Here is a 23102-nt window from a genome sequence, read left to right on the forward strand (position 1 = left end):
TTAAACTCCTTTTTTCACTAAGTCTTTATAGATTGGAATTTTGGATTTAAATAAACTACTGACAGCAGTTTCTAAATCTTCTTGTTTGAGTAAAGAATCTCCCATCAAAACTGCATTCACACCTGCATCTGACATTAGGGATAAATCAGCAGGTGTTTCAATTCCCGATTCACTGACAACCAAAATACCTAAGTTTTGTAAATGTGTTCTCCTAGCTGCCATTAATTGCTGAGTAGTGCCAAGATTAACACTAAAATCTTCTAAACTGCGGTTGTTAATGCTGATAATGCGGACATCTTCTAACTTGATCACCCGATCTAATTCACTCAAATTGTGAACTTCAACTACAGCATTCATTCCCAAATAGTGAATCACCCGCAAAAAGTTATTAATCTGCTGATCAGTAAGAATAGCAGCAATTAATAAAATTGCATCCGCACCTGCTGCACGTGCTAAATAAATTTGACAAGGATCAAGAATAAAATCTTTGCATAACAAAGGTAATGTTATGCGATGTCGAATAATCCGCAGATGATCAAAACCACCATGAAAAAACTTTTGATCAGTCACAACAGATATACAAGTTGCTCCACCGCGTTCATAGGATTTAGCTATAGACAAAGGATCAAAATCTTGTGTAGTGACATCTTGATTAGGGAATGTTTTTTTAACCTCTGCGATCAAACTAGGTTTATAAATACTTTGTTGTAAAGCAGTAAAAAAATCTCTGACAGTGGGAGCCGCAGTTAATTGACGTTGCAAAGACGCGAGAGACATTTCTTGTTGCATTTGTGCAACTTCTAGCTTTTTCTGCCATACAATCTCTCTGAGTATGGGTTGCAGAGAACTATTAGACATGGAAATTGGGTAAATCATGATGAGAATGAATTAATAATTATTAGTTAACAGTTAAGAAATTCCCACCTTCGTTTTTCTTACAGTAAGTTATGAACAATATGGCTGGGATAACAAAACATTTTTTAATCTAATTTTCTTGGATATGAGATTGAAAATGCTTATCAATTTAATGTGCCAATTAATGTGTAAATTTGTGGGTTTACCAAACATATATAATGCCTGAAAATACTTCTAGTAAACCCACACCCAGCTTCATTTTCTGGCTTGATTATAAATGAATCCAACTGGATTTGAGGTTAAACATTTCTACCTCTTTTTTAGTAGCAGTTTGCTCTTGTCTAGAGCCACCAAGTAGGCAATTATTTTTGAGCAATCTGATATAAGTACGGTAGGGTATATAGTCAATAGGGTTGTGTCCAGAAAAACGCAACAGCAAAACACAAGCCCAGGAATACTTGCCAGCTATAATTGCCTTAACTATTTGTTCTACTTGTTCAGTATTAATTTTCCTATTAATTTGTCTATTATAATCAGCAACGTTTTGACTCATGGTATGCACTCCTATTTGTGAATGAAATTCAATCAATAGCTTGGCAGCTTTTCCTCATATTTCAAAAATCTCAGCACAGTGGAAGTAGTAGTAGTAGATCATGCTGAGACAAACACCTGCTGATGAAAAATTTATAAACATATATCAAGGTTTTCTCTGTTTTGATTGGGGTTGGGGGTAGACTGAACCAGCTAGAGCAGCTGTTTGGTTAAGAGATATATAGCTAAAACCACCAATACAGATTCAACCTCTTGCAGAAGTTACCTCTTTCATTAAGCCTACTCAAAGTTTCACACCGGATAAATGAACTATTTTTTGATCGATTTGTCTATTTTTTCGCTCTTGCATTTTTTTGATGATCCTTCACTCTGATAGCTTGTATTTCTAAGGATGATTTTTGACGATGGAATCAGTATTTTATATTTTGTGTACCTCAACACATTCTTGCTTTACAATTTATATATCTTTGGTAAGAGGTTTCGTTGCTTACAGGTTTTTTTACAGAAATCTCTTCCATAGGGAGGATGACTGGGCGTATTTAGATATAGTTAAATCCTTTCTATGGTAAATTTATTACATTCTTAGATAATGTTCCCAATTGAGCAAATTTCTGAAACTTAACGCAGACAGAAGAGGCTGTTTCTGTCATGGGGATTTATCCGCGGCTGCAAAAACTTTGCACGAAGTCCGGTTTTCCAGCCGATTTTTCGATAATCTAGGTAAACTACATATCTATTACATTTGATATAAAAGTTTTTTATAGTTCCAAGAATGTAGTCTTACCAGTAGACTCTCAAATTTTTACAAATTTTTAACAAATTTTGTGGGGGAGTTCACTAAAAATCTTACCTGGGATTCTTTTAAAGTTCACAATTGAAAGTATGGTATTTTATTTTTACCAAAAAATACTTAATTTAGGAATAACAAACACTTATATATGCAACAAAATTGAAATAATGATTTCTTTATTGTTAAGATTAAACCTAAATTCAATCGGACTGACAAATTCATAGCATCATCAAAGTAAATTAACCAAAACCCTGTTTTCTTTTGCCTCTTGCCTGTCATAACGACAATTTTTAACGCTCACCTACTTATGAACTAAGACTTAGGAGTAAATCGTGATATGTATTCTGGGGATTCCGGGTTAGCAAAAGTCAACTCAATATGGAGTTTACAGCCAAGCTTGAAGTTTAAAATTGCAGATTTTCTCATTAATCAAACTATAGATGCTGCTTTTTGTTTAGGAGAAAACGCGCAGTTTATTTATGTCAACAATGCCACTTGCACGCTCACAGGATACTCCCGCGAAGAATTACTATCCATGAATCTGAGTGATTTGGATATAGATTTTTTATTACATAACTGGTCAGAACAATGGCAAAATATGAAAAATTTAGATCACCTCTCCTTTAAATGTCGCTATCGCTCAAAGGAAGGACGAATATTTTTAGCTGAACTAAATCTTACTTATATAAAATATCCAAGTAACGAGTTTTGCTGCGGGTTTATTCGGGAAAATAATAACTTAGTAGAATTAAGTGTCCAAAAATGGATTAATGAAGGTAGAGAAAGTAAAAAGAAATTACAACAGGAAAGTAATAAACAGGAAGGTGATAAAATTCAACATCAGCATATTGATAACTTACTGCAACTCAGAGAGTCTAGATTTCGTACCTTACTAGAAGCAACAAAGGCTGGTATTTTCCTAATTCAAGGTAGACAAATTTACTATGTCAATTCTGCTGCGGAATTACTCACCGGTTATACAAAAAAGGAACTATTAGCAGACTTTGATTTTAACCAAATTATCAAAAGTCGAACATCTAAACCTCCAGAAACAACTAACTGGGAATTTGAATATCAGGAGATAAATATTATTACCAAAGATGGTAAAGAACGATGGTTAGATGTTGCCATGACTCGCTTTGATGGAGGGGTAGATTTTGATGGTCAAGAAGTTGAAGTCCTTACAGCTACTGATATCACAGATTATAAATCTGCACAATTGGAATTGCATCAGGCTTTAGAACAAGCACAAGAAATCAGTAAAATTCGAGCTAATCTTGTGGGTATACTCTGCCATGAATTTCGGACACCACTAAATGTTATTTCATTTTCCAATAGCTTACTCAGACGACATATAGATAAATGGGAAACAGACAAGAAATTAATATTTATTGAACACATTCAAACAGCATCTGAACAAATCAATCAGGTATTAGATGATATTTTATTATTATCTAAAGCAGAATCAGCGCAAATTATAGTTGAGCAGCAAAAGGTTAATATTGTGAATTTTTGTCAAGATTTAATTACACAAATGGTAATCATTAATAGTAATAAATATATTGATTTTCAGAGTCAAGGCAACTGTTTAGACGTATGGATTGACCAAAAAATACTGAAACCAATTTTGAATAACTTGCTAGACAATGCAATTAAATATTCTCACCCTAATAGTGTGGTGGACTTAATTGTTTCGTGTCACCAGGAAAAAATACAGTTTCAGGTTAAAGATAAAGGTATTGGTATTCCCGAAATAGACCAAGAAAGACTTTTTGAACCGTTTTATCGAGGTAGCAATGTTGATAATACTTCGGGAACAGGACTAGGCTTATCAATTGTCAAAAATCTAGTTGATTTATATGGAGGTCAAATCACAATGGTTAGTAAAGTGGGTGTCGGTACTACATTTACCTTAGTTCTACCATCAGTTCCCATATTTCCCAGTTCATAGAAAAAAGGGAAAGAGTCTTTTGCAGGATGAATTATCAATTATCAATTATCAATTATCAATTATCAATTGCTATTAATCATTCCCTGTTAGAACTTTTATTGGTTTCAAAATGATACGCGAATCGTCGAAAACAATTCTTGTAATTGAAGATGATGCTATTACCCGCCATCTCTTCTTAGACAGTCTTGAGGCTGAAGGTTTTGTTACGATAGGAGCAGAAAATGGTCAAGTTGGTATTCGGCAAGCAGAAGAAAATTTACCTGATTTGGTAATTTGTGATCTGCTCATGCCAGTTATGGATGGTTACAGTGTTTTAACTAAGCTACGTCAAAATCCTCTCACAGCAATTATTCCTTTTATTTTTCTCACAGCAAGTAATTCTAAGGCTTCTATGAGAACAGGAATGGAGTTGGGAGCAGATGATTATTTAAGTAAACCTGCTACTGTCGATGAGTTGCTGAAAGCAATTTCTATTCGATTAGAAAAACAATCTTTGCTCAGATCCTGGTATAGTCCGAACTCTCATCAAGTTTCGCAAAAAGTTTCAGAACTTCCAGCTACATTAGGAAATTCAGAGTTAATCTTCCCTAATATCTCCCACCTGCAAAAAGTTTTTGACTATATTGAGGCTCATTATCACCAAGGTATTACTTTATCTGATGTCGCCGAAGCTGTTGGTTATTCTCCAGCTTATTTAACTAACCAAGTATCCAAACAAACGGGAAAAAGTGTTAATACTTGGATAGTTCAACGTCGTATGGCCGAAGCGTGTTCCTTACTAAAAAGTACGAATCTGACAATTGAAGAAATTGCTACCAAAATAGGCTATCAAAATTCTTGTCATTTTTCTCGCCAGTTTAGTCACCATCACAAATTGTCGCCGACTCTTTGGAGAAAACAAAATCAATTACTTCAGGTTTCCGCATCTGCCAAATTGCAATTTATCAAATCTCGTTCTCAATTAACAAACCCTGTTTCTTGTTAATATCAGAATAATGGACAATTGACAATTGACAATTGACAATGGACAATGGACAATGGACAATGGACAATGGACAATTACCAAACCTGGAAGTGAGTAGGATTAGAAGATAGAAATTTTTTTCTTTCTTCTCCTGGGAAAAGATCAGTTTTCAAACCTGAATAAAACAATTGTCAATTATCAATTATCAATTATCAATTTTTAGAGGTTGTAAACTGTTGGATTAATAATTGTATTGCCAACGCTAACAAACCCAAGGCTACTATACCAAAGATTCCCGTTCCCAAAGCCACCACACCCACCACTAAGGTACGAACAGCGGAGGCGATATTGAGGACTATTTGGTTATCAGAATGAATAGGTTTATTAGCAAAAGTGGTAGCGATCGCAATCATTAAAGAATACATCGCAAATGCAAATCCTCCTGACATTACCGCCCCAGTTATACACCTTAATGGCGTTGGTGGAACTTGTTCGGGAGTCTCTTTTTCTTTTTCGTTAACTTTGGGTTTGTTCATAATTTGCTCATTGGTAATTGGTAATTGGTAATTGGTAATTGGGTTATTAGCTTCCCCTACTTCCTGACTCCTGACTCCTATCAATTTAATATCTGAATCCCATTGCCAATTGTCTGAGTTACAAACAATTCTAAATCCTCATCAGGAATTGCTTCTCTAATTTTCTGCTTAACTATTTCTGCTTGTGCTTTTGATTCCACAATAGCAAATACAGAAGGTCCAGAACCTGACATCATTGTGCCTAAAACCCCTTCTTGACTAGCAAATAATTCCCGCAATTGTAATACTTGAGAATAAGAAGGTAATACCACTTTTTCTAAATCATTGTGCATTTTGTTGGCGATTTTTACTGCATCTTTATTGACGATAGCTTTGACAATTTCTGCCGAATGCACTGCACTAGCACGAGCCGCTAAATCTTCAGTATTTGTCATATAGGTACTACCAAATACTTGCCGATAGGTTTTATAAGCCCAAGCTGTAGAAACTTCCAAACTGCGATATTTAGCTAATACTATATATATGTGATCTAAACTTGGTAAAGGAGAAAGTTTTTCACCTCTACCTGTAGCTATTACTGTTCCTCCCGCAATACAAAATGGCACATCTGAACCGAGTTGTGCGCCTAATTCTTCTAATTCTGATTGAGTTAATCCCAAATTCCACATCAAATCTATACCCACTAACACCGCTGCTGCATTTGTCGAACCTCCAGCTAAACCCGCAGCAACAGGAATGTTTTTTCTCACAGTAATATCAATCCCACCAAAATTACTAAAAGCATCAGGAAATTGCTTGGCCATTAGTGCAGCGGCTCTGTATGCTAAATTACTGTTATCTGTAGGTACTTGGGGATGATGACAATAAACGCGAATCGCTTCTGTGCTGGCAGCGTGTAAATCTATTTGATCTGCAAGGTCTATGCTTTGCAGTATCATTGCTAACTCATGATATCCATCAGGGCGGTTGCCGATGATTTCTAAATACAAGTTTATTTTCGCAGGTGCAATTAAGCTATAAGAACGCATATAAGTTATCAGGAGTCAGGAGTCAGGAGTCAGGAGTCAGGAGAAAGGAGTCAGGAGAAAGGAGTCAGGAGTCAGGAGTCAGGAGTCAGGAGTCAGGAGTCAGGAGTCAGGAGAAAGGAGTCAGGAGTCAGGAGTCAGGAGTCAGGAGAAAGATAAATATTTCCTGTTTCCCCAGTCCCCAGTCCCCAGTCCCCAGTCACCATATTTACCAGTGATACCCATTGTGTAACACTGAGGTCTTCGGCGCGAGATTGGGGATTAATATTTAATTGTTCCAGTAATTGCGTCAAGCGATCGCGCTCAATTACCGATTGCAAGTTATTTCTTAACATTTTCCGCTTCGCCCCAAACCCTAATTTAACCAGATTTTCTAGCTTTTTGGGGTCATTAGCGGTAATTTCTCTCTGTCGGGGGACTAAGCGCACCACAGCAGAATCAACTTTTGGTGGTGGGTAAAATGCACCAGCGGGAACTGTACAAATTAACTCACAATCTGCCAAATACTGCACCCGCACCGACAACGCTCCAAAAGTTCTTGATCCTGGTTTAGCATATAATCTTTCTGCTACTTCTTTCTGAATTAGTAACACAATAGAATCATAGGGTTGAGGATTGGGGTTAGCAATAGTACCCAGTAACTTTTCAATAATTGGACCTGTAATATTATAGGGAATATTAGCAACAACTTTATTTTGCTGTTGAAACTTAGGAAAAGCTGTTAATTGAGAAGCTACATCAAGAGTGAGAAAATCACCTTGCAGCAGTAAAAAATTTTCTCTTTCACCTAGTTGTTTTACCAGTAATTTACACAAATCTCTGTCAATCTCAACAGCAACCAAAGAATGAACTAAAGGTAATAAACGCTTAGTTAAAATTCCTGTACCCGGACCAATTTCCAAAATCCTATCATCTTCTTGACAGTTGGCTGCTTTAACAATAGCGTTAAGAGCTTTTTCACTTTTTAACCAATGTTGAGCAAATTGTTTGCGCGGTTGCACCATTTATATTGATTTCTCCATAATTAATAAAAATAAAAATTTCTGCTAATAGCCCCAGATTTGGTTTTAGAGTTAATGTATCTATCTGAGAACTTGCACAATCTCTGAATATGAACATTTATAACACTAAGATAAAATCTATTTTACCCGTAATTTTATTAGCAGTTTGCGCCAGTATTAGCAGTTGTACTTCTAGCGATATTTCTGATAATACAACTTCAACACCAACACCAAACAACACAGTTTCCCCAACTCCCCAAAATTCTCCAACATCTCAACCATTTTCCAATCAACCCTCTCCCGATGCAACTTCTCAAGCTGTTTCTGGTAAAACTACTCAAGTCACCCTATACACAAGTGATGCTCAATGTCAAGATTATATTTCCAAACAAACTTCAGTGTCAGCAGATGAACCAGTCAACGAAGCTGTAGGTAAAATCTTAGAAGAGCGAGATACAGCCGATTTTAGCCTAGTCGGATATCGTGTTAACGTTGATAATGGAGTTGCAACAATTGATATACGAATTGCTCCTGATTCAAAGCGGCAAATAGTTTCTCTTTCTAGTTGTGAGCAGTTTGCATTGTTTGGTAGTCTCCGTAAAACCCTCACCAGTAACCCCCAATGGAACATCAAAGATGTCCGCTTTACAGAACGTGGTCAGGAAGTTGTATTTTAAAGGGACTGGGGACTGGGGACTGGGGACTGGGGACTGGTGACTGGGGACTGGTGACTGGGGACTGGTGACTGGGTAAGAGTTTTCCTAACCAGCAATTACCAATTACCAATTACCAATTACCAATTACCAATTACCAATTACCAATTACCAATCACCAACTAAAGTAAAGATTTTCTAGCGATTCTGCCCAAATAGATAATCACACTATTACTATAAAAAGGAGTTTCATCAAGGAGGATAAACCGATGGATGTTAAGCTGATTTTAGTAGGATTCACTGTTATCTTTACCTTTGCGTGCTTATTTTTCGGTACAAAAAATGGCTTTTATGATTCAGACAACTATCATGGCAACGGTTCTGCACATTAATTTGCACATTAACCAGAGTTAGAGCGCATGAGGGATGATCTATCAGTATCGTCTCGTCCTGATCCTGGGGATGCAGCTAATGAATTAGAATGTCTGCCCTATAGTGTTCAGCATGAAGATGAAGGTGTTTGTCTATTAGTACGCATGGGTCCCCACCGCATTTTATTAGATTGCGGTTTGGGGGATATTTCATATCTGACTAGGGACATAACTAAATCTGCACAGAAGGGTAGTTCACCATTACCAGCAGATTTAGTGTTGGTTAGTCATGCTCACCCAGATCATGCTAGAGGTTTGCTGGCACTTAATCAAGCTTTTCCTCTTATGCCTATTTATGCTAGTGAGGTGACTAGCAAGTTATTACCGTTAAATTGGCCGGAACAAGCACCGGAAGAAATTCCTTCCTTTTGTCAGGCGTTACCTTTGCGATCGCCTATAGAAATACAAGAAAATCTAGTAGTAGAATTATTTCCCGCAGGTCATCTTCCCGGTGCTGTGGCTATTCTCCTCACCTACCATACCCCGCGCCGTGATTATAAATTACTTTACACAGGAGATTTTTTCCTCTCCAATTCTCGCCTAGTAGATGGGTTGCGCTTAGAAGAGTTAAGAGGTTTACATTTAGATGTTCTCTTAATTGAAGGCAGTTATGGAACATCTCGCCATCCTCACCGTCGCAACCAAGAAAATCAACTAGCGGAAAGAATTAACCGCGCCATAGCTGATCACTGTTCTATTATTTTACCCACACCGGCTTTAGGCTTAGGTCAAGAATTGTTGATGTTGTTACGCTCTCATCACCATTTTACTGGCCGGGATTTAGATATTTGGGTAGATGGCAATGTAGCTACTGGTTGTGATGCTTATTTAGAACTTTTAACCCATTTTCCCGCCTCAGTCCAAAATTTTGCCCGTCATCAGCCTTTATTTTGGGATGAAAGAGTACGTCCCCGTGTGCGGCGTTTAAAAGTGGAAGATTTGACTACTTTAGGCAGTTCACCCTGTATTGTCCTCACTGACTCCACAGCGGATTTAAGTAAATATTGTCAACCCAACACAGGACCTTGGCTCATTCTCCTACCAGAAAAAATAGATATCAAAGTTAATTCAGAATATCCCGCAGCAACCACCATAGAAAGCTATCTTTTAGCTCAACACAGTGATGGACCAGGAACAACCCAATTAATTCATAATTTACGACCCCAGCACGTGGTTTTTATCCACGGTTCTCCTGCTTATTTAGCTGACCTAACCAGTTTAGACGAGTTACAAAATCGTTATCATCTTCATTCCCCAGCAGCGGGAATTGTGGTAGAATTGCCCATTGGTGAAACATTTTTACAACCTTCTGCCCCGGAAACTAATTATGAAGGGGAGTTGACGGAACTAGAAACAGTCATTACGATCTCCCTACCAGAAGCAATTACAGAGGATCCGCGTTGGCAGCAATTTGCGGATACTGGTTTAATAGAAGCCCGTTGGCAAGGGGAAGAACTGGTATTAAGAGGTTTGTCTCAACGAGAACTGCTGAATCAAAATAGCTTAGATGCAGCCCGTAGTAAGCACCCCTATACCTGGTCAGATTTAGAGTGTTGTGGTACGTGCAAATACCAGAGGGGGCAACGGTGTTGGAATCCCGCAGCCCCATTGTATAACTTTAAAGTTACCCTGGAAGGTTATTGTCCTGCCTTTGAAAGTTTATCTGATCTAGAATCCTGACTCCTATTCAGGATTGCTGGATTTTGGATTTTGGATTGTGTTTGAGTTACTTGCAATCCAAAATCTAAAATCTAAAATCTAAAATTTTCTTTCCCTAGTCCCTAAATGGTAATTTTTGGGTAGACAAAGAGTTATTAGTCGGGATTCAAGTCAGTAAAACGGTTACGGATACGTTCCGACTCAGGACAGTCTTCAGTCATGAGAGGTTCTACATTACCCCGTGGTACGGAAGCTAATTTTTGCGTTACCGAGCCAATGCTTTCTAGGCGAACCATCTCTTCCCAAGAACAAACTTCGTCTTCTTCGTCTGTTTCATAGCGTAGAGTCACTAGATCACCCTCTATATCTATAATGCGGGCCCGCTCTATCCAGCGTTGCTGATCCCGCAAAAAAACACATACCTCCCGCCCGTCGCAACACAGTTGATAAATCTTGCGGTGTAGCATGTACTACTTCTGCCTTTTTAAACAACGTAGTTAAACTTGTGAAAATTTGGGTCTTAACCCGGTAAGAGATACCCTAAAGAGTTCAATTTCATGCTTGGTGAACTATTGCAATAACCCAATCTCACAAGGACTCGGTGGTGGCAGTCAATATAAGGAATTTTTGGGTTATGAACCAATGGTTACTGCTTCAGTTGAGCTTAATCTTTTTTAGGGCAATGCTAGATCATGTCTACTTCATAGAAGTCCAACATTTCTGGATTTTTCCTTACCTGGTGAATACTTGGTGGTGTTTCCTGATTACCATCCTGTAATAAACTGTACTGCAAAACCAGCGTTAATTGCGGTTGTTTTAGTTGCCTACTTGTAGTCATTGGCATTTCTAGGAAGTCTGGGGACTCGGCTGTACTTTTAACCCTTAATGTATTTGATCTTAACTCATTCTCAGGCTTAACTTCATGGTTTTAAACAACAATCACCCAAGACTTTTCAGTTTTGCTCTGTAGCATGAGGTGTAATACGGGCATTTTGCCTGTCAGTGGCGCAAATATGGCGATATTTCAGGATTAGGAATTTTTTTTGCTGGCAATTTTTTCTTGGTGATATTCATAAATTAGCAAAATTTATTACTCGTTATTAATTCGGTGAGTTTTTACAAATTTCAATTTAGGTAAATGCGCCAATAAAAATATAATGATGATTATTTGTATATAGCCATTTCCAAGAAGTGTGAGGTACAAAGTTTTTTCGTTTTAGGGAACTCTTAACAGGGAACTCTTAACAGGGAACAGGGAACAGTGAATAAATTTGTTTGTACTTCATTAGACTTAGAAGCGCTATATTAAGCTTTAATAATTCAATCTAGGTTCTACTGAATAAACCGAAAACTTACAGGACTTACGCAAAACAGAAACACAGTAGGCCCATAATCAACATATCCCATCTGAATGATGAGAGCCAAAGTGTGAGAAAGTTAGGCTTCATGTTAAGTTGTATCGAGTAATTCTTAGTGACATTTGTTCAGTACAGGCAATTCTCTAGAATTCTTTGAACAAGCTTCTCGTTTAACTGTACCTATGCGGATTGCTTCGTATAGGTTTGTCAGAGCTTTTAAATCATCGGATTGATAGCACCTAGTTGCCAATACCTGAAGGAGTAAACCCTCTGATTCAACACTAAGATATCCGGTTTGAAAGGCAGATGCAATGAGTGTGCGAATCATGATCAATAGGGCAAATGAACGATTTATCATTTCTATTGTCAAACACTTGCTTGCTAAATACATTGATATAAAACAGTAAATATTCGTGATTCTCATTACAGAAAAGTTGTGACCTCCATCACGATTAAAAAACAGAAATCCTCTATAATTAAAGGCTTTTATCTACGTACTGATAAACTACAAGCAGTCAAAAATACAACTACTTCAAATGTGATCAAGAATAGTGTGAGTCTGCAATTATACTATGAAGATTGTATGAAACAAGGAATAGTTAGTATCAAAGATTACAATTTAAAAAATCTTTGCTCACGGTAAAAATTGGCGGAAATCTTCATCCTGTTGACTTAACTGCACCCAATTTAAATTTAGTGATTGGAATTTTTGTACCAAGCGATCGCACGCTGGGCGTTCAGTGGCATAGTGTCCAGCATCAATTAAAATTAATCCTTGATCTCTACTTTCTTGAAATTGATGAAATTTACAATCGGCGGTGAGATAGGCTTGGGCGTTGGTTTTCACGACTGCGGAAATAAAACCTGCGCCCGATCCGCCCAAAACCGCAACTCGTGAAATTTGCTGTTGTAAATTCGCTGCGGGGGAAAAAATCAATTTTGGGGGATGAAGTTGAGTTTGAATTGTCGAGAGTAATTCTTGCAATGTTAAAGCTGGTTCTAACATTCCTACCCGTCCATATCCTAAACCAGATTGGGTGGGAACTATGGGAGATACCGCTTGCAGTTGTAATATTTGTGCCAATACATCCGCAGTGCCATCATTTACCTGGTCGAAATTTGTATGGGCGCTGTAGATACCGATATTGTGAGTAAAAGCTAACCTTACCATTTCTGCTAGTGCTTCCCCACTGCGGAGAGATTTAGGGGGATTAAAAATCAGGGGATGATGGGCAAAAATCAGATTAGCGTTGAGAGCGATCGCTTCTTTCATTACTGCTAAAGTCGGAGTTAAACACACTAATACCCGTGCTTTTGCACCCAACACACCAGGTTCAATCTGCCAACCACAATTATCCCAGTTTTCACACCAAGCGGGATTTGCCCATTCTTCAAACCAGGTGATTAAATCAGTAATTTTCATTAGATATTTTCACTTATGATTTTAAGTAATTTTATTTAAGTAGGATGATTAAACCATTTTAGCCCAAATTCAGCTATGGTTAAACCACATCCAACACAGGTAGGAGTCAGGAGTAGGAAAAATTGGGAGCATCCCACACAGCCACACCAAAAACTCTCGCTCAACTTTCTTACCTTTGTGTCCTTTGCGTCCTTTGCGGTTCAATCATATCAGGACTTTGGTGCATATTATTTCCATAGATAAAAATAAATTTACAATGAATATATTTTGATATTTTTTGAGAGCATTTTGTATTTTCTTAATTTTGGGTAAAATAATTATCAGTTATTATCCCCAAATGTGAACTACCAACTCTCTGGTATGATTATGCTGGCGATGTTCCCAAATGTAAATACCTTGCCATGTTCCCAAAACTAGATGACCATTATTAATGGGGATGTTTTCGGAGGTATGAGTTAAAACTGTGCGGATGTGTCCTGGCATATCATCAGCACCTTCGGCATCATGAATATAATAGTTACCTTCTGGTACTAATTTAGCCATAAAATTTGCTAAATCTATTAATACATCAGGATCAGCGTTTTCTTGAATGATTAAACTGGCTGAAGTGTGACGCAAAAATAAGGTGCAAAGTCCAGTTTTTACTCCAGATTCGCCAACTATAGCGGCAACTTTTGATGTAATATTCTGAAAGGATTTGCCAGTTGTGGAAATTCTCAGTAATTTTTGATAGTGTGTCATAATAATTTTGGATTTTGGATTTTGGATTTTGGATTTTAGGTTGGGAGTGTTTCAGGAATTTTAGTTAAATTGACTTAAAATAATCTATCACTGCTTTGGCTATAGTTTCATTACCATTTTTAGCTATGGGTTGTGGTTGTTTTGGCGGTTGGGGTAAGTCATGAAGAAAATCCCAAGTTCCATCAAAAAATTCTGTTGGTGTGATAATTTGATGGTGGTTGTAATTCTTAATTCCTTCTAATAGCAAATCAGCTTCCGCAAAGTCATGACGCGGGATGGTAATAATAGGAAGTCCTAGAAGTGTAGCTTCTGCAAAAGTGCTGTACCCTGGTTTAGAAACTACTCTGCTACAAATTGGCATAAAATCAACAGGACGATATTGGCGATTTTGCACTTTAATTAAGTTAGGTAAATCTGGTGCGGAAGCATCAAAGGTGATAAATTGCCAATCAGAAAATTTTTCAATATTATTATAAGGAATTGCTTGTAAACCTAAACCTCCAAATGTTAGCAAGATGGTTTTTTCTGGTGGTGTAGTTATTCCCCAAATGGTGCGGATTTCATCAATAGGGAAACCGGGAGAACCACCTGTTAAACCCACATCTATGATATTAGGAAAAGCAGACATGGGTGTATGGAAGGGAAGACGAAATAAGCGATCGCTTTTAGTATACCAATCACTGACCCAATCAGCAATTTCTGTAAATTCTCCTCCCCAATCTTGATAAATAAAGTCCCAACTAAAGTTACTAATCATCCAACAGGGAATGTTTGCTGCTTTCCCAAACCCAGCCGCCAGAAAAGGAATATCTGCTAATATGAGATTAACACGATTTTGGCGAAGAAAATTAACTTCCGAAGCAATTAACGAATTTTGATTTTTTTTAATTTCTCTTAACTTGTCTAAGGTTGCTGCTTTATCCATTGTCAAACTATCAGCTTGAACTACACCTAAATCAAAGGCACGTTGACGCAGAATAAAATCACCTTTGATGTAGGATTCAAGCAGCCATCGGGGTGCAGTTGTAGCAATAATTAACAGCACTTCTGGGCATAATTTTTGAATTGTTGCAGCTATTGATGCGGTTCGGGTAGCATGGCCAAAGCCGTGGTTAGTGATGGTTATATATAAAATTGGACGGTTCATAGATGAGGTGATGGGGTGAAAATTTCTACAAATGAGAAAATTCTTTAATTGCTGCTATTAATTGGTCAATTTCTGATTTTAAGGTGAGGTAATGAACACTTACCCGAATACAATTAGGATTGGCAATTGTGCGAGTTAAGATTTTTTGTGATTCTAAAAACTGCACTAATTTTAAACTCCGCTGATTATTAGTTAGCACAAAAGAAACTAACCCGCTTTGGGGAGGGGAATTTTTTAAACATTTGACATTAGATAACTCTATCAACTTTTGCCAAAGATACTCACTGTTTCTGCAAATTTGCTGATATATTTCCTCTGCTGTTCCCCATTGATGATGAATGGCGATCGCTTCTTTTAAAGCAATATATAATGGAGTTGCTAAGGTAGACACTTCATATCTTCGCCCATCTGGTTGCCAATTAATTGGTTGTGCTTGATTATTAGTGATGACTCCATCTAAACCTATAAATGTTGGCTGCATCATTTCCCGTGCTTCGGGTCGTACATACAAACCCCCTACACCCGCAGGACCGCATAACCATTTATGTCCAGTAAAAGCATAGAAATCTACCCCCAATTCTGTTAGATTTAAAGGTAGAACCCCCACTGATTGAGCCGCATCTACCAACAACAGAGAATTATTTTTTCTACATATTTCTGCAATTTTGTCAATAGGCAAAACTTGACCAGTATTCCACAAAACATGACTTAAAACTACCAGGCGAGTATTGGGGCGGAGATTTTCAGCAATAACACTGACAGGATCACCCTCGTTTAAAGTCGCCATCAGCGGACAAGTGGAAACTTCTACAGCGAATCTACGACTAATTTCTTGGGCTGTGGCAATCACTCCGGGATGTTCACAATCAGACAGCAGCAAGTGATCACCAGCTTGCCAATTAATCCCCCACATTCCGATGTTACAACCAATGGTGACATTGCCTGTGAGAGTAATTGTGTCAGATGGTACATTTAAGGTAGAGGCGATCGCCTCCCTTACAGATTGCATTTGGGGAGATATCCAGCGATAAGCTTCCGCACCAAAAGGTCCTATTTCCTGAATATGCGCTTGAGTTTGGCTGATAGCATCCATCGCCCCTTGAGGCATTGGTCCTTGTCCGCCATAATTAAAATAAATCTTGTTCCCTAAAGCTGGAAATTTTTGCCGATGGTGATCCAACATATTAATTTTAGTTTAGATTTTGGATTTGGGATTTGGGATTTTAGATTTTAGATTTGGGATTTTGGATTTGAGATTTGAGATTTGAGATTTTGGATGGGAAATTTAAAATGTTAAATCCGAAAATTGAGCATAAAAACCCCTATTTAACCCCCTATTTATTCATAATATTCTTCTCTCCTAACTCCTGACTCCTGTACTGGCGTTCGCGAAGCGTGCTGGAAGCATCAGCATTCGGAAAATAGCCTTTTCATAAAATTGATAATTTTTCGCCTGAATGCTTCGCCCCTACTTCGCCCCTACTTCGCCTCTACGACTTCTGATTCCCAAAATATCCCAATTGTTGTTAACTTAAATGAATGATCATTAATGCTGAACTCCTACTCCAATATCAACGCTGTAAGCGACGGCCTTTTTTAGATACTCATGGTGACTATAACCAGCGAGATATTCCCCATGAGTTGTTGATAAAAGTGCAACAGGATAAAATTGCTCATCAGAAAAGTATAATTCATAACCTGTCATATCACAAACCTGTTTTTCCTCCAGGAAACTGGGAAGCTGGTGCAGCAGCCACTATAGAACTGATGCAGCAAGGTGTGGAGTATATACATAATTCTGTATTATTAGCCACTTATGAAGATGAATATACTTTACTGAGTCGTCCAGATTTACTTGTCAAACAGCCTGGAAAATCCAGTTTTGGAGACTGGGTTTATATTCCCGTGGATATTCAACTAGGTAAACGTCCCAAACAAGAATATCAGGTTATAGCTGCTTTTCACGCAGAAATTTTGGGAGCATTACAGGAAGTAACACCAGATGAAGCTTGGTTAATCTTGCGGAATAAAGATACAACTTATGTGGTAGACTTGGATAAATGGACACCACAAATGCTGGATATTTTGGCGGAGTATATTCAAGTGGTAGAGTCGCCAGAAGCACCAGAGGTATTTATTGCCCGTCAAAAATGCCATCTTTGTCACTGGTATAATCATTGTTATGCGATCGCCCAATCTCAGCAACATCTGTCACTGTTACCAGGTGTGACACCAATTCGCTACACTCAACTACAAGCATTATCTACTACTACTTTAGAAGCACTCGCTAACACGAATCCCAGCACTTTAGAAAATGTCATTGGTTTTGATACTCAAGTAGCATCTAAATTAATAGTACAAGCAAAATCAACATTAGCAAAAACTCCTTTAATTTTACCCTTTGCTTTACCAGCAGAAAAACTCACATTTACCGCCCCCATCGAGTTATATTTTGATATTGAAGCCCAACCAGATTTAAATTTAAATTATCTGTTGGGGGTTTTAGTAGTTGATAGAGAAAATAATACAGAAAAGTTTTATTCATTTTTAGCAGAAACACCAACTCAAGAAAACCTAATTTGGCAGCAATTTTTAGATTTAGTTTGCCAATATCCCCAAGCACCAATTTACCATTTTTGTAATTATGAAGTCGAGACAGTAAAAAAACTAGGTAAACTTTATTGTACACCTTATTCCTTAATTGAACCTCTACTGACTCGATTTGTAGATATTTATGAACAATTAACAGAAAGTGTTGCCTTACCAATAGAAAGTTATGCCCTCAAAGCGATCGCACGTTGGTTAGGATTTGAATGGCGTGATCAAGAAGCTAGTGGTGCTAAGTGTATTTATTGGTATGATCAATGGTTAGAAACAGGCGATCGCCATTTTTTGGAACTGATCCAACGGTACAACGAAGATGACTGTCGTGCTACCCGCAAAGTTAAAGATTGGCTAGTTAATTTTTTCCAAACCGAATATACTAGAAAACTAGCGTAATCCAATTTTGGATTTTAGATTTTAGATTTTGGATTTTGCAAACTACATCCTACTTGTCCAATTGTTAATTTTTAATTTTTCACTTTTAATTGGCATTACTTCTTCATGCAACTAATGAAAAAACTCAGAACACCATTATTCATTATTTACTTGACGATTACCATTATCATTAGCAGTATTATCAGTATATTCTTCAGTAATATTGCCTCAGCAACAGTTAAAATAACAGATATAAAATTTATTGGTGCAGCCACCTTACCCACAGGATACTCTTTCCAAAAAACCGAACTAGGAGGATTATCAGGAATTACTTATGATGCTAAAAATGATCTTTATTATGCCATTTCTGACGACAGAGGGCAAAAAGCACCTGCTCGATTTTATACCTTAAAAATTGACCTCAGCACAGGAAAATTAACCAAAGATGGAGTTATTCCCGTAGCTGTCACCACCTTATTAAATGAAAATAATCAAAAATTTCCTCCTAGTGAAACCGATACAGAAGGTATTGCTGTAACTAACAAAGCCACTGTATTCATTGCTTCTGAAGGAGATGTGCAAAAATCCATAAATCCTTTTATTAAAGAATTTTCTCTATCTTCTGGCCAAGCTATTACCAGCTTACCTATACCGGATAAATTTTTACCAGATCCAAAAAGTCAGCAGGGTATACGTAATAACTTAGCTTTTGAAAGCCTCACCATCTCAGAAAATAATCAATCATTATTTACAGCGACTGAAAACGCACTCATTCAGGATGGTGCAGCGGCAAAACCCGGCTTTGGTAGTCCTTGTCGCATTGTGCAATATAACCTAGCCACCAACCAACCGGAAAAAGAATTTCTGTATATCACAGAACCAGTTACACCGCTATTCAATTTTACAGGCAGGTTTGACAGTGGATTACCAGATTTACTTTCTTTAGATAATCAAGGACATTTACTGAGTGTAGAAAGAACTTTTACAGGTTTGGGATTTGCGATTTCTTTGTTTCAGGTTTCTCTAGAAAATGGCGATGATATTCATGATATTAACAGCCTTTCAAACATTGACATCAACAAAATCAAACCTGTAGAGAAAAAACTACTCTTAGATTTACAGACTCTCGATGTAGCTTTAGACAACATAGAAGGCTTAACCCTTGGTCCAAAACTACCTGATGGACAAACTTCCTTAATTCTAGTCAGTGATAACAATTTTAACAAACTCCAAAGCACCCAGATCCTAGCCTTTAAACTCAAGCTAGAATCACCCTTAAATCGGTTATTGCGTCTGCTACGAATCTCTCCATAGAAACGAATCGGGAGCCACTTCTAATGATTCCCTCACCGAAAGACTTTTATGCCTACGGCACCCTACGCGAACAGCAACCCCTAATTAAGTAATTCTGAAAAATGAAAGTTTAGATTTATCAAAGTTTTTTGTAATCTGCGAGCAAATTTGTTTAGGTTTACATTGCGCTTTTATGTAATGGAATATCTGCTAATAATTCTTACTCTTTGATTCTCTTTACCCTTGAACCCCCCCATCACTGCGCTAATATTCTTAGCATTAGTATTGCCACAGCACAGAAAGAAAAGTTAAAAGCTTGGGTTAAACAAAGTGAGCAACTACCTTCATCCTCTAAATCTCATACCAGCAAAAAAATGTTAAAGCAGCAGTACAAGCAAATCCAAACTCAAATATTGGCACATCTGGAAGCTAAAAGCCAGTCCACAGGTTAGGAGGTTGGGGAGACAGGGGGAGCAGGGGAGGATAATAACCCAATCACCAATCACCAGTCACCTGTGAAAAAAAAATTTCAATTTTTTCTCCCAACTACTTGACAGCCAAAAAAGATTAAGCAATAATAGTATAGTTGAGAAAAACGCAATCAACTGTTAGGGACTGTAGTTCAATTGGTTAGAGCACCGCCCTGTCACGGCGGAAGTTGCGGGTTCGAGCCCCGTCAGTCCCGTTCCAAAACCCTAAAATCTGATTCCTGGGAGAAAATTTTAAATATCTCTCAGGAATGCTGTTTTTAACAGACTGGGAAAATAACCCATATCGGTGGTTTACAACCACTCAGCACTTGTTAAATTAATAATGCTTTGTGAGAGAGAGAATTAACTGTGTCTGTAAGAGTTCGTATTGCTCCCAGTCCTACTGGTAATTTACATATTGGTACAGCCAGAACTGCTGTATTTAATTATTTATTTGCCCATCATCACGGTGGTAAGTTTATTTTACGCATTGAAGATACAGATTTAGAGCGATCGCGTCCCGAATATACTGATAATATTCTCAGTGGACTGCGTTGGTTAGGCTTAAACTGGGATGAAGGTCCATTTTTCCAATCTCAGCGTTTACACCTCTACCAAGCAGCAGTACAGAAATTATTAGATCAAGGTTTAGCTTATCGCTGCTATACCACATCAGAAGAATTAGACGCGCTGCGGGAAGCACAAAAAGCCAGAAACGAAGCACCCCGCTATGATAACCGTCATCGTAACTTGACCCCAGAACAACAAGCAGCTTTTGAAGCGGAAGGTCGTTCATCTGTAATTCGCTTTAAAATTGAAGATGATCGGGAAATTGTCTGGAATGACTTAGTACGGGGTAAAATGTCCTGGCGTGGAAGTGACTTGGGTGGTGATATGGTCATTGCTCGCGCTTCTGCTGAAGGTATTGGTCAACCTCTATATAATTTTGTGGTAGTGGTAGATGACATTGATATGCAAATTACTCATGTCATTCGTGGAGAAGACCATATTGCCAATACAGCGAAACAGATTTTACTTTATGAAGCTATGGGTGCAAAAATTCCAGAATTTGCCCATACACCCTTAATTTTGAATCAAGAAGGGCGCAAACTTTCCAAACGGGATGGAGTAACTTCAATTTCTGACTTTCAGAAAATGGGTTTTACTGCGGAAGGTTTAGTAAATTATATGACCTTATTGGGATGGTCTGCCCCAGATTCTACGCAGGAAATATTCACATTAGATGACGCTGCTAAAGAATTTACCTTTGAACGGGTAAATAAAGCAGGTGCTAAATTTGACTGGGATAAATTAGATTGGATTAATAGTCAATATATCCATAATATGCCAGTTGATAAACTCATAGATTTGCTAATACCTTTTTGGGAGGAAGCAGGATATACATTTACTAGTGGTAGGGAGCGTCCTTGGTTAGAGCAGTTGGTAAGTTTAATTGCTGCTAGTTTAACGCGGTTAGTGGATGCTGTTCCCATGAGCAAAGTCTTTTTTACTGATGGGGTAGAGTTCAGTGAAGAAGGTAGTCAACAACTGCAACAAGAAGGGGTGAAACCTGTACTGCAAGCAATTGTGACAACTTTGGAAAATCAACCAGAATTTTCCGCAGATACCGCCCAAAGCATCATTAAACAAGTGGTAAAAGAGCAAGGTGTCAAAAAAGGTTTAGTAATGCGATCGCTCCGAGCAGCTTTAACCGGGGATGTACACGGACCAGACCTAATTCAATCATGGTTATTGTTAAATCAGATTGGTTTAGATAAATCCCGTTTAAATCAAGCAATAGCTGGGTAACTGGGGACTGGGGTGATGGGGTGATGGGGAGGTAAATAACCCAATCACCAATCACCAATCACCACTCACCACTCACCTGATAACTGCAAATATCGGGAACTTAAAATAGAAGATTCTTGTCTTTAAAATTACTTAAATATAAATATAATTACAATGACAAAAAAATCCCTTAATCTAGCCATTAGATTATCGTTGATGATAGTTACACTTGGTGTGACAACAGTGATGAATAGTATTGTTAATGCAGAAGAAGTTCCGCCTATTTTTGGTGATATCACCATTAACCGTCAATTTTCACCTGATCCTTTGACAGTCAGGGGAATGAGTGGAGGTTCAGTTCCAGCGAGCAAAGTTAATGGAGAAACTGAAACTCCTACAGGTTCATGTACTGGGTTTGTAGATGAGGACCAAGATCACACTTTAAAACTGCTCAGTAAATTTGACTACCTAAAACTGCAAGTGGAAAGTAAGGCCGACACCACTATAATGATTAAAGGACCAGGTGGTATTTGGTGTAATGATGATTTTGATGGGAAAAATCCTGGTATTGTGGGAGAATGGTTAGAGGGTATTTACAAAATTTGGATTGGTTCCTACGAAAAAGAGAAATACTTTCCTTACACTTTAAAAATCACAGAAGTTAAGTAATAGTTGATAGTTGATAGTTGATAGTTGATAGTTGATAGTTGATAGTTGATCGGGAAACATAAAATTGATTACCCAGTCCCCAATCACCGATCACCAGTCACCAACCTTTGATCATTAACTGTCTGACAGCTAATATACTCAGTGCCAAGGGAAACAGAAACCGTAAATCAACAGTACCATCTGTAGCACGCTCAAATCTTTGATTTAACCCACATTCCGCACCCCAAACTGTCACAGAAGGAAATTACGTAGATAAAAAACCAAAGTGAGCATAAAAACAGACATATAAAGTGAAAAAAGGCATTTAAAAAACCAAAGTGAGCATAAAAACAGACATATAAAGTGAAAAAAGGCATTTGAGAAACACTAAATCACCAAAAATGTCATCAAAACGTATTCTCAATAAGAAGCAATAAGAATGAAAACCACTTAGAGATGTCAACAGATAAATAAAAGAAGATATTCACGACAAAAATTATAAATTAGACTAATATTTCCAGGATAAAAACGAAACTATAGACATACTAAAATGGAGCTATACATCAAATAGATTAGCTCATTTTCACTCATAGAACCCACCCTAAACTGTCAGACAACGAAGATTGGTCGTTTGGGGATTTGAGATTGGCGAACTGCTTGCAGCAGCGCTTCGCTATCGCCATCTAAGATTTCGACCTTTTTGTATCAAAATTATCCTCAACTTGGCTTAAAAACCGAAATTACCGATTGTGACACTGGGGGGTGCGGAATGTGGGATAAAACAGACGCAAGAGCCTTAAAATATGATAAAGTTACAGTGTACTACTTTTAAAGAATT

24 protein-coding genes and 1 tRNA gene are annotated in these 23102 nt (G+C 37.7%); 11 read left to right on the forward strand and 14 right to left on the reverse strand.

The genetic code is table 11. The features are described from left to right. Positions 1-876 carry an indole-3-glycerol phosphate synthase TrpC gene (trpC, locus tag H6F45_RS00345; protein ID WP_137667839.1) on the reverse strand — a complete coding sequence of 292 codons (876 nt, stop codon included), beginning with the start codon at positions 874-876 and terminating at the stop codon, positions 1-3. A gap of 250 nt (positions 877-1126) precedes the next feature. Continuing rightward, entirely contained in the window at positions 1127-1408 is a 282-nt protein-coding gene (locus H6F45_RS00350) for a HetP family heterocyst commitment protein (RefSeq protein WP_096571626.1), read from the reverse strand. Between the two features lie 1126 nt (positions 1409-2534). Here H6F45_RS00350 and H6F45_RS00355 point away from each other — a divergent pair. Beyond that, positions 2535-4148 (forward strand): ATP-binding protein, encoded by a 1614-nt coding sequence (locus H6F45_RS00355; protein WP_137667838.1) that lies wholly within the window; start codon positions 2535-2537, stop codon positions 4146-4148. 109 nt (positions 4149-4257) lie between these two features. After that, positions 4258-5133 (forward strand): DNA-binding response regulator, encoded by an 876-nt coding sequence (locus tag H6F45_RS00360; protein ID WP_190346153.1) that lies wholly within the window; start codon positions 4258-4260, stop codon positions 5131-5133. 191 nt (positions 5134-5324) lie between these two features. On the opposite strand, the gene H6F45_RS00365 is transcribed toward H6F45_RS00360, so the two are convergent. After that, a complete protein-coding gene (locus H6F45_RS00365) occupies positions 5325-5648 on the reverse strand; it encodes a DUF3082 domain-containing protein (RefSeq protein WP_096572822.1) in 324 nt (107 codons plus the stop codon). An 80-nt stretch (positions 5649-5728) separates the two neighbouring features. After that, complete coding sequence (ispE, locus tag H6F45_RS00370) at positions 5729-6676, reverse strand: 4-(cytidine 5'-diphospho)-2-C-methyl-D-erythritol kinase (RefSeq protein ID WP_096571623.1); 948 nt, start codon at positions 6674-6676, stop codon at positions 5729-5731. Between ispE and H6F45_RS00375 the strand changes: the two genes are divergently transcribed. After that, positions 6652-6891 carry a hypothetical protein gene (locus H6F45_RS00375; protein WP_190346154.1) on the forward strand — a complete coding sequence of 80 codons (240 nt, stop codon included), beginning with the start codon at positions 6652-6654 and terminating at the stop codon, positions 6889-6891. The genes ispE and H6F45_RS00375 overlap by 25 nt on opposite strands. On the opposite strand, the gene rsmA is transcribed toward H6F45_RS00375, so the two are convergent. Continuing rightward, complete coding sequence (rsmA, locus tag H6F45_RS00380; RefSeq protein WP_190346155.1) at positions 6811-7677, reverse strand: 16S rRNA (adenine(1518)-N(6)/adenine(1519)-N(6))-dimethyltransferase RsmA; 867 nt, start codon at positions 7675-7677, stop codon at positions 6811-6813. The two genes, H6F45_RS00375 and rsmA, sit on opposite strands and share 81 nt — an antisense overlap. 107 nt (positions 7678-7784) lie before the next feature. Here rsmA and H6F45_RS00385 point away from each other — a divergent pair, with 107 nt between their 5' ends. Beyond that, positions 7785-8351 carry a GerMN domain-containing protein gene (locus H6F45_RS00385; protein ID WP_190346156.1) on the forward strand — a complete coding sequence of 189 codons (567 nt, stop codon included), beginning with the start codon at positions 7785-7787 and terminating at the stop codon, positions 8349-8351. Here the strand turns inward: H6F45_RS00385 and H6F45_RS00390 are convergent. Next, complete coding sequence (locus tag H6F45_RS00390; RefSeq protein ID WP_190346157.1) at positions 8320-8460, reverse strand: hypothetical protein; 141 nt, start codon at positions 8458-8460, stop codon at positions 8320-8322. The genes H6F45_RS00385 and H6F45_RS00390 overlap by 32 nt on opposite strands. A gap of 286 nt (positions 8461-8746) precedes the next feature. Between H6F45_RS00390 and H6F45_RS00395 the strand changes: the two genes are divergently transcribed. Further along, complete coding sequence (locus tag H6F45_RS00395; RefSeq protein WP_137669345.1) at positions 8747-10438, forward strand: MBL fold metallo-hydrolase; 1692 nt, start codon at positions 8747-8749, stop codon at positions 10436-10438. A gap of 134 nt (positions 10439-10572) precedes the next feature. On the opposite strand, the gene H6F45_RS00400 is transcribed toward H6F45_RS00395, so the two are convergent. From H6F45_RS00400 to H6F45_RS00425, 7 genes are all read right to left on the reverse strand, one after another. Then, entirely contained in the window at positions 10573-10884 is a 312-nt protein-coding gene (locus tag H6F45_RS00400) for a DUF6679 family protein (protein WP_096571619.1), read from the reverse strand. A 218-nt stretch (positions 10885-11102) separates the two neighbouring features. Beyond that, positions 11103-11255 carry a hypothetical protein gene (locus H6F45_RS00405; RefSeq protein ID WP_162501967.1) on the reverse strand — a complete coding sequence of 51 codons (153 nt, stop codon included), beginning with the start codon at positions 11253-11255 and terminating at the stop codon, positions 11103-11105. Positions 11256-11887: 632 nt separating this feature from the next. Beyond that, positions 11888-12103, reverse strand: coding sequence for a hypothetical protein (locus H6F45_RS26315; protein WP_096572820.1), 216 nt, complete (start codon positions 12101-12103; stop codon positions 11888-11890). A 306-nt stretch (positions 12104-12409) separates the two neighbouring features. Then, a complete protein-coding gene (locus H6F45_RS00410; protein ID WP_096571618.1) occupies positions 12410-13198 on the reverse strand; it encodes a Nif3-like dinuclear metal center hexameric protein in 789 nt (262 codons plus the stop codon). 327 nt (positions 13199-13525) lie between these two features. Further along, entirely contained in the window at positions 13526-13939 is a 414-nt protein-coding gene (locus tag H6F45_RS00415; RefSeq protein ID WP_096571617.1) for a secondary thiamine-phosphate synthase enzyme YjbQ, read from the reverse strand. Between the two features lie 64 nt (positions 13940-14003). Further along, on the reverse strand, positions 14004-15086 hold the full coding sequence (locus H6F45_RS00420) for a glycosyl transferase (RefSeq protein ID WP_190346158.1): 1083 nt from the start codon (positions 15084-15086) through the stop codon (positions 14004-14006). Between the two features lie 25 nt (positions 15087-15111). Further along, on the reverse strand, positions 15112-16269 hold the full coding sequence (locus H6F45_RS00425) for an aminotransferase class V-fold PLP-dependent enzyme (RefSeq protein WP_190346159.1): 1158 nt from the start codon (positions 16267-16269) through the stop codon (positions 15112-15114). Between the two features lie 356 nt (positions 16270-16625). Between H6F45_RS00425 and H6F45_RS00430 the strand changes: the two genes are divergently transcribed. The 6 genes from H6F45_RS00430 (at position 16626) to H6F45_RS00455 (ending at position 22285) form a co-directional block, all read left to right on the forward strand. Continuing rightward, entirely contained in the window at positions 16626-18086 is a 1461-nt protein-coding gene (locus tag H6F45_RS00430) for a TM0106 family RecB-like putative nuclease (RefSeq protein ID WP_190346160.1), read from the forward strand. A 105-nt stretch (positions 18087-18191) separates the two neighbouring features. Beyond that, the gene (locus tag H6F45_RS00435; RefSeq protein WP_190346161.1) at positions 18192-19379 is read left to right on the forward strand and encodes an esterase-like activity of phytase family protein; all 1188 of its coding nucleotides are present in this window, start codon (positions 18192-18194) and stop codon (positions 19377-19379) included. Between the two features lie 206 nt (positions 19380-19585). Further along, a complete protein-coding gene (locus H6F45_RS00440; RefSeq protein ID WP_190346162.1) occupies positions 19586-19810 on the forward strand; it encodes a hypothetical protein in 225 nt (74 codons plus the stop codon). 159 nt (positions 19811-19969) lie between these two features. Next, positions 19970-20043: transfer RNA gene (locus tag H6F45_RS00445), tRNA-Asp, on the forward strand. Positions 20044-20197: 154 nt separating this feature from the next. Then, the gene (gltX, locus tag H6F45_RS00450) at positions 20198-21637 is read left to right on the forward strand and encodes a glutamate--tRNA ligase (RefSeq protein ID WP_190346163.1); all 1440 of its coding nucleotides are present in this window, start codon (positions 20198-20200) and stop codon (positions 21635-21637) included. 153 nt (positions 21638-21790) lie between these two features. Then, positions 21791-22285 (forward strand): hypothetical protein, encoded by a 495-nt coding sequence (locus H6F45_RS00455; RefSeq protein ID WP_190346164.1) that lies wholly within the window; start codon positions 21791-21793, stop codon positions 22283-22285. A gap of 97 nt (positions 22286-22382) precedes the next feature. Here the strand turns inward: H6F45_RS00455 and H6F45_RS00460 are convergent, their stop codons facing one another. Beyond that, positions 22383-22520: a hypothetical protein gene (locus tag H6F45_RS00460; protein ID WP_190346258.1), complete on the reverse strand. Its 138-nt coding sequence runs from the start codon at positions 22518-22520 to the stop codon at positions 22383-22385. Positions 22521-23102 lie beyond the last annotated feature (582 nt).

The sequence above is a fragment of the Sphaerospermopsis sp. FACHB-1194 genome (assembly GCF_014696235.1).
GTDB classification, from domain to species: Bacteria; Cyanobacteriota; Cyanobacteriia; order Cyanobacteriales; family Nostocaceae; genus Sphaerospermopsis; species Sphaerospermopsis kisseleviana.

Excerpts from the sequence above, each read along its gene's own strand:
- H6F45_RS00365 (WP_096572822.1), bottom strand. The coding sequence starts at position 5,648 with ATGAACAAACCCAAAGTTAACGAAAAAGAAAAAGAGACTCCCGAACAA.
- H6F45_RS00455 (WP_190346164.1), top strand. The coding sequence starts at position 21,791 with ATGACAAAAAAATCCCTTAATCTAGCCATTAGATTATCGTTGATGATA.
- H6F45_RS00350 (WP_096571626.1), bottom strand. The coding sequence starts at position 1,408 with ATGAGTCAAAACGTTGCTGATTATAATAGACAAATTAATAGGAAAATT.
- H6F45_RS00405 (WP_162501967.1), bottom strand. The coding sequence starts at position 11,255 with ATGACTACAAGTAGGCAACTAAAACAACCGCAATTAACGCTGGTTTTG.
- H6F45_RS00400 (WP_096571619.1), bottom strand. The coding sequence starts at position 10,884 with ATGCTACACCGCAAGATTTATCAACTGTGTTGCGACGGGCGGGAGGTA.
- ispE (WP_096571623.1), bottom strand. The coding sequence starts at position 6,676 with ATGCGTTCTTATAGCTTAATTGCACCTGCGAAAATAAACTTGTATTTA.
- H6F45_RS00355 (WP_137667838.1), top strand. The coding sequence starts at position 2,535 with ATGTATTCTGGGGATTCCGGGTTAGCAAAAGTCAACTCAATATGGAGT.
- H6F45_RS00420 (WP_190346158.1), bottom strand. The coding sequence starts at position 15,086 with ATGAACCGTCCAATTTTATATATAACCATCACTAACCACGGCTTTGGC.
- H6F45_RS00360 (WP_190346153.1), top strand. The coding sequence starts at position 4,258 with ATGATACGCGAATCGTCGAAAACAATTCTTGTAATTGAAGATGATGCT.
- H6F45_RS00415 (WP_096571617.1), bottom strand. The coding sequence starts at position 13,939 with ATGACACACTATCAAAAATTACTGAGAATTTCCACAACTGGCAAATCC.
- trpC (WP_137667839.1), bottom strand. The coding sequence starts at position 876 with ATGATTTACCCAATTTCCATGTCTAATAGTTCTCTGCAACCCATACTC.
- H6F45_RS00430 (WP_190346160.1), top strand. The coding sequence starts at position 16,626 with ATGATCATTAATGCTGAACTCCTACTCCAATATCAACGCTGTAAGCGA.
- rsmA (WP_190346155.1), bottom strand. The coding sequence starts at position 7,677 with ATGGTGCAACCGCGCAAACAATTTGCTCAACATTGGTTAAAAAGTGAA.
- H6F45_RS00395 (WP_137669345.1), top strand. The coding sequence starts at position 8,747 with ATGAGGGATGATCTATCAGTATCGTCTCGTCCTGATCCTGGGGATGCA.
- H6F45_RS00410 (WP_096571618.1), bottom strand. The coding sequence starts at position 13,198 with ATGAAAATTACTGATTTAATCACCTGGTTTGAAGAATGGGCAAATCCC.
- H6F45_RS00435 (WP_190346161.1), top strand. The coding sequence starts at position 18,192 with ATGCAACTAATGAAAAAACTCAGAACACCATTATTCATTATTTACTTG.
- H6F45_RS26315 (WP_096572820.1), bottom strand. The coding sequence starts at position 12,103 with ATGATTCGCACACTCATTGCATCTGCCTTTCAAACCGGATATCTTAGT.
- H6F45_RS00425 (WP_190346159.1), bottom strand. The coding sequence starts at position 16,269 with ATGTTGGATCACCATCGGCAAAAATTTCCAGCTTTAGGGAACAAGATT.
- H6F45_RS00385 (WP_190346156.1), top strand. The coding sequence starts at position 7,785 with ATGAACATTTATAACACTAAGATAAAATCTATTTTACCCGTAATTTTA.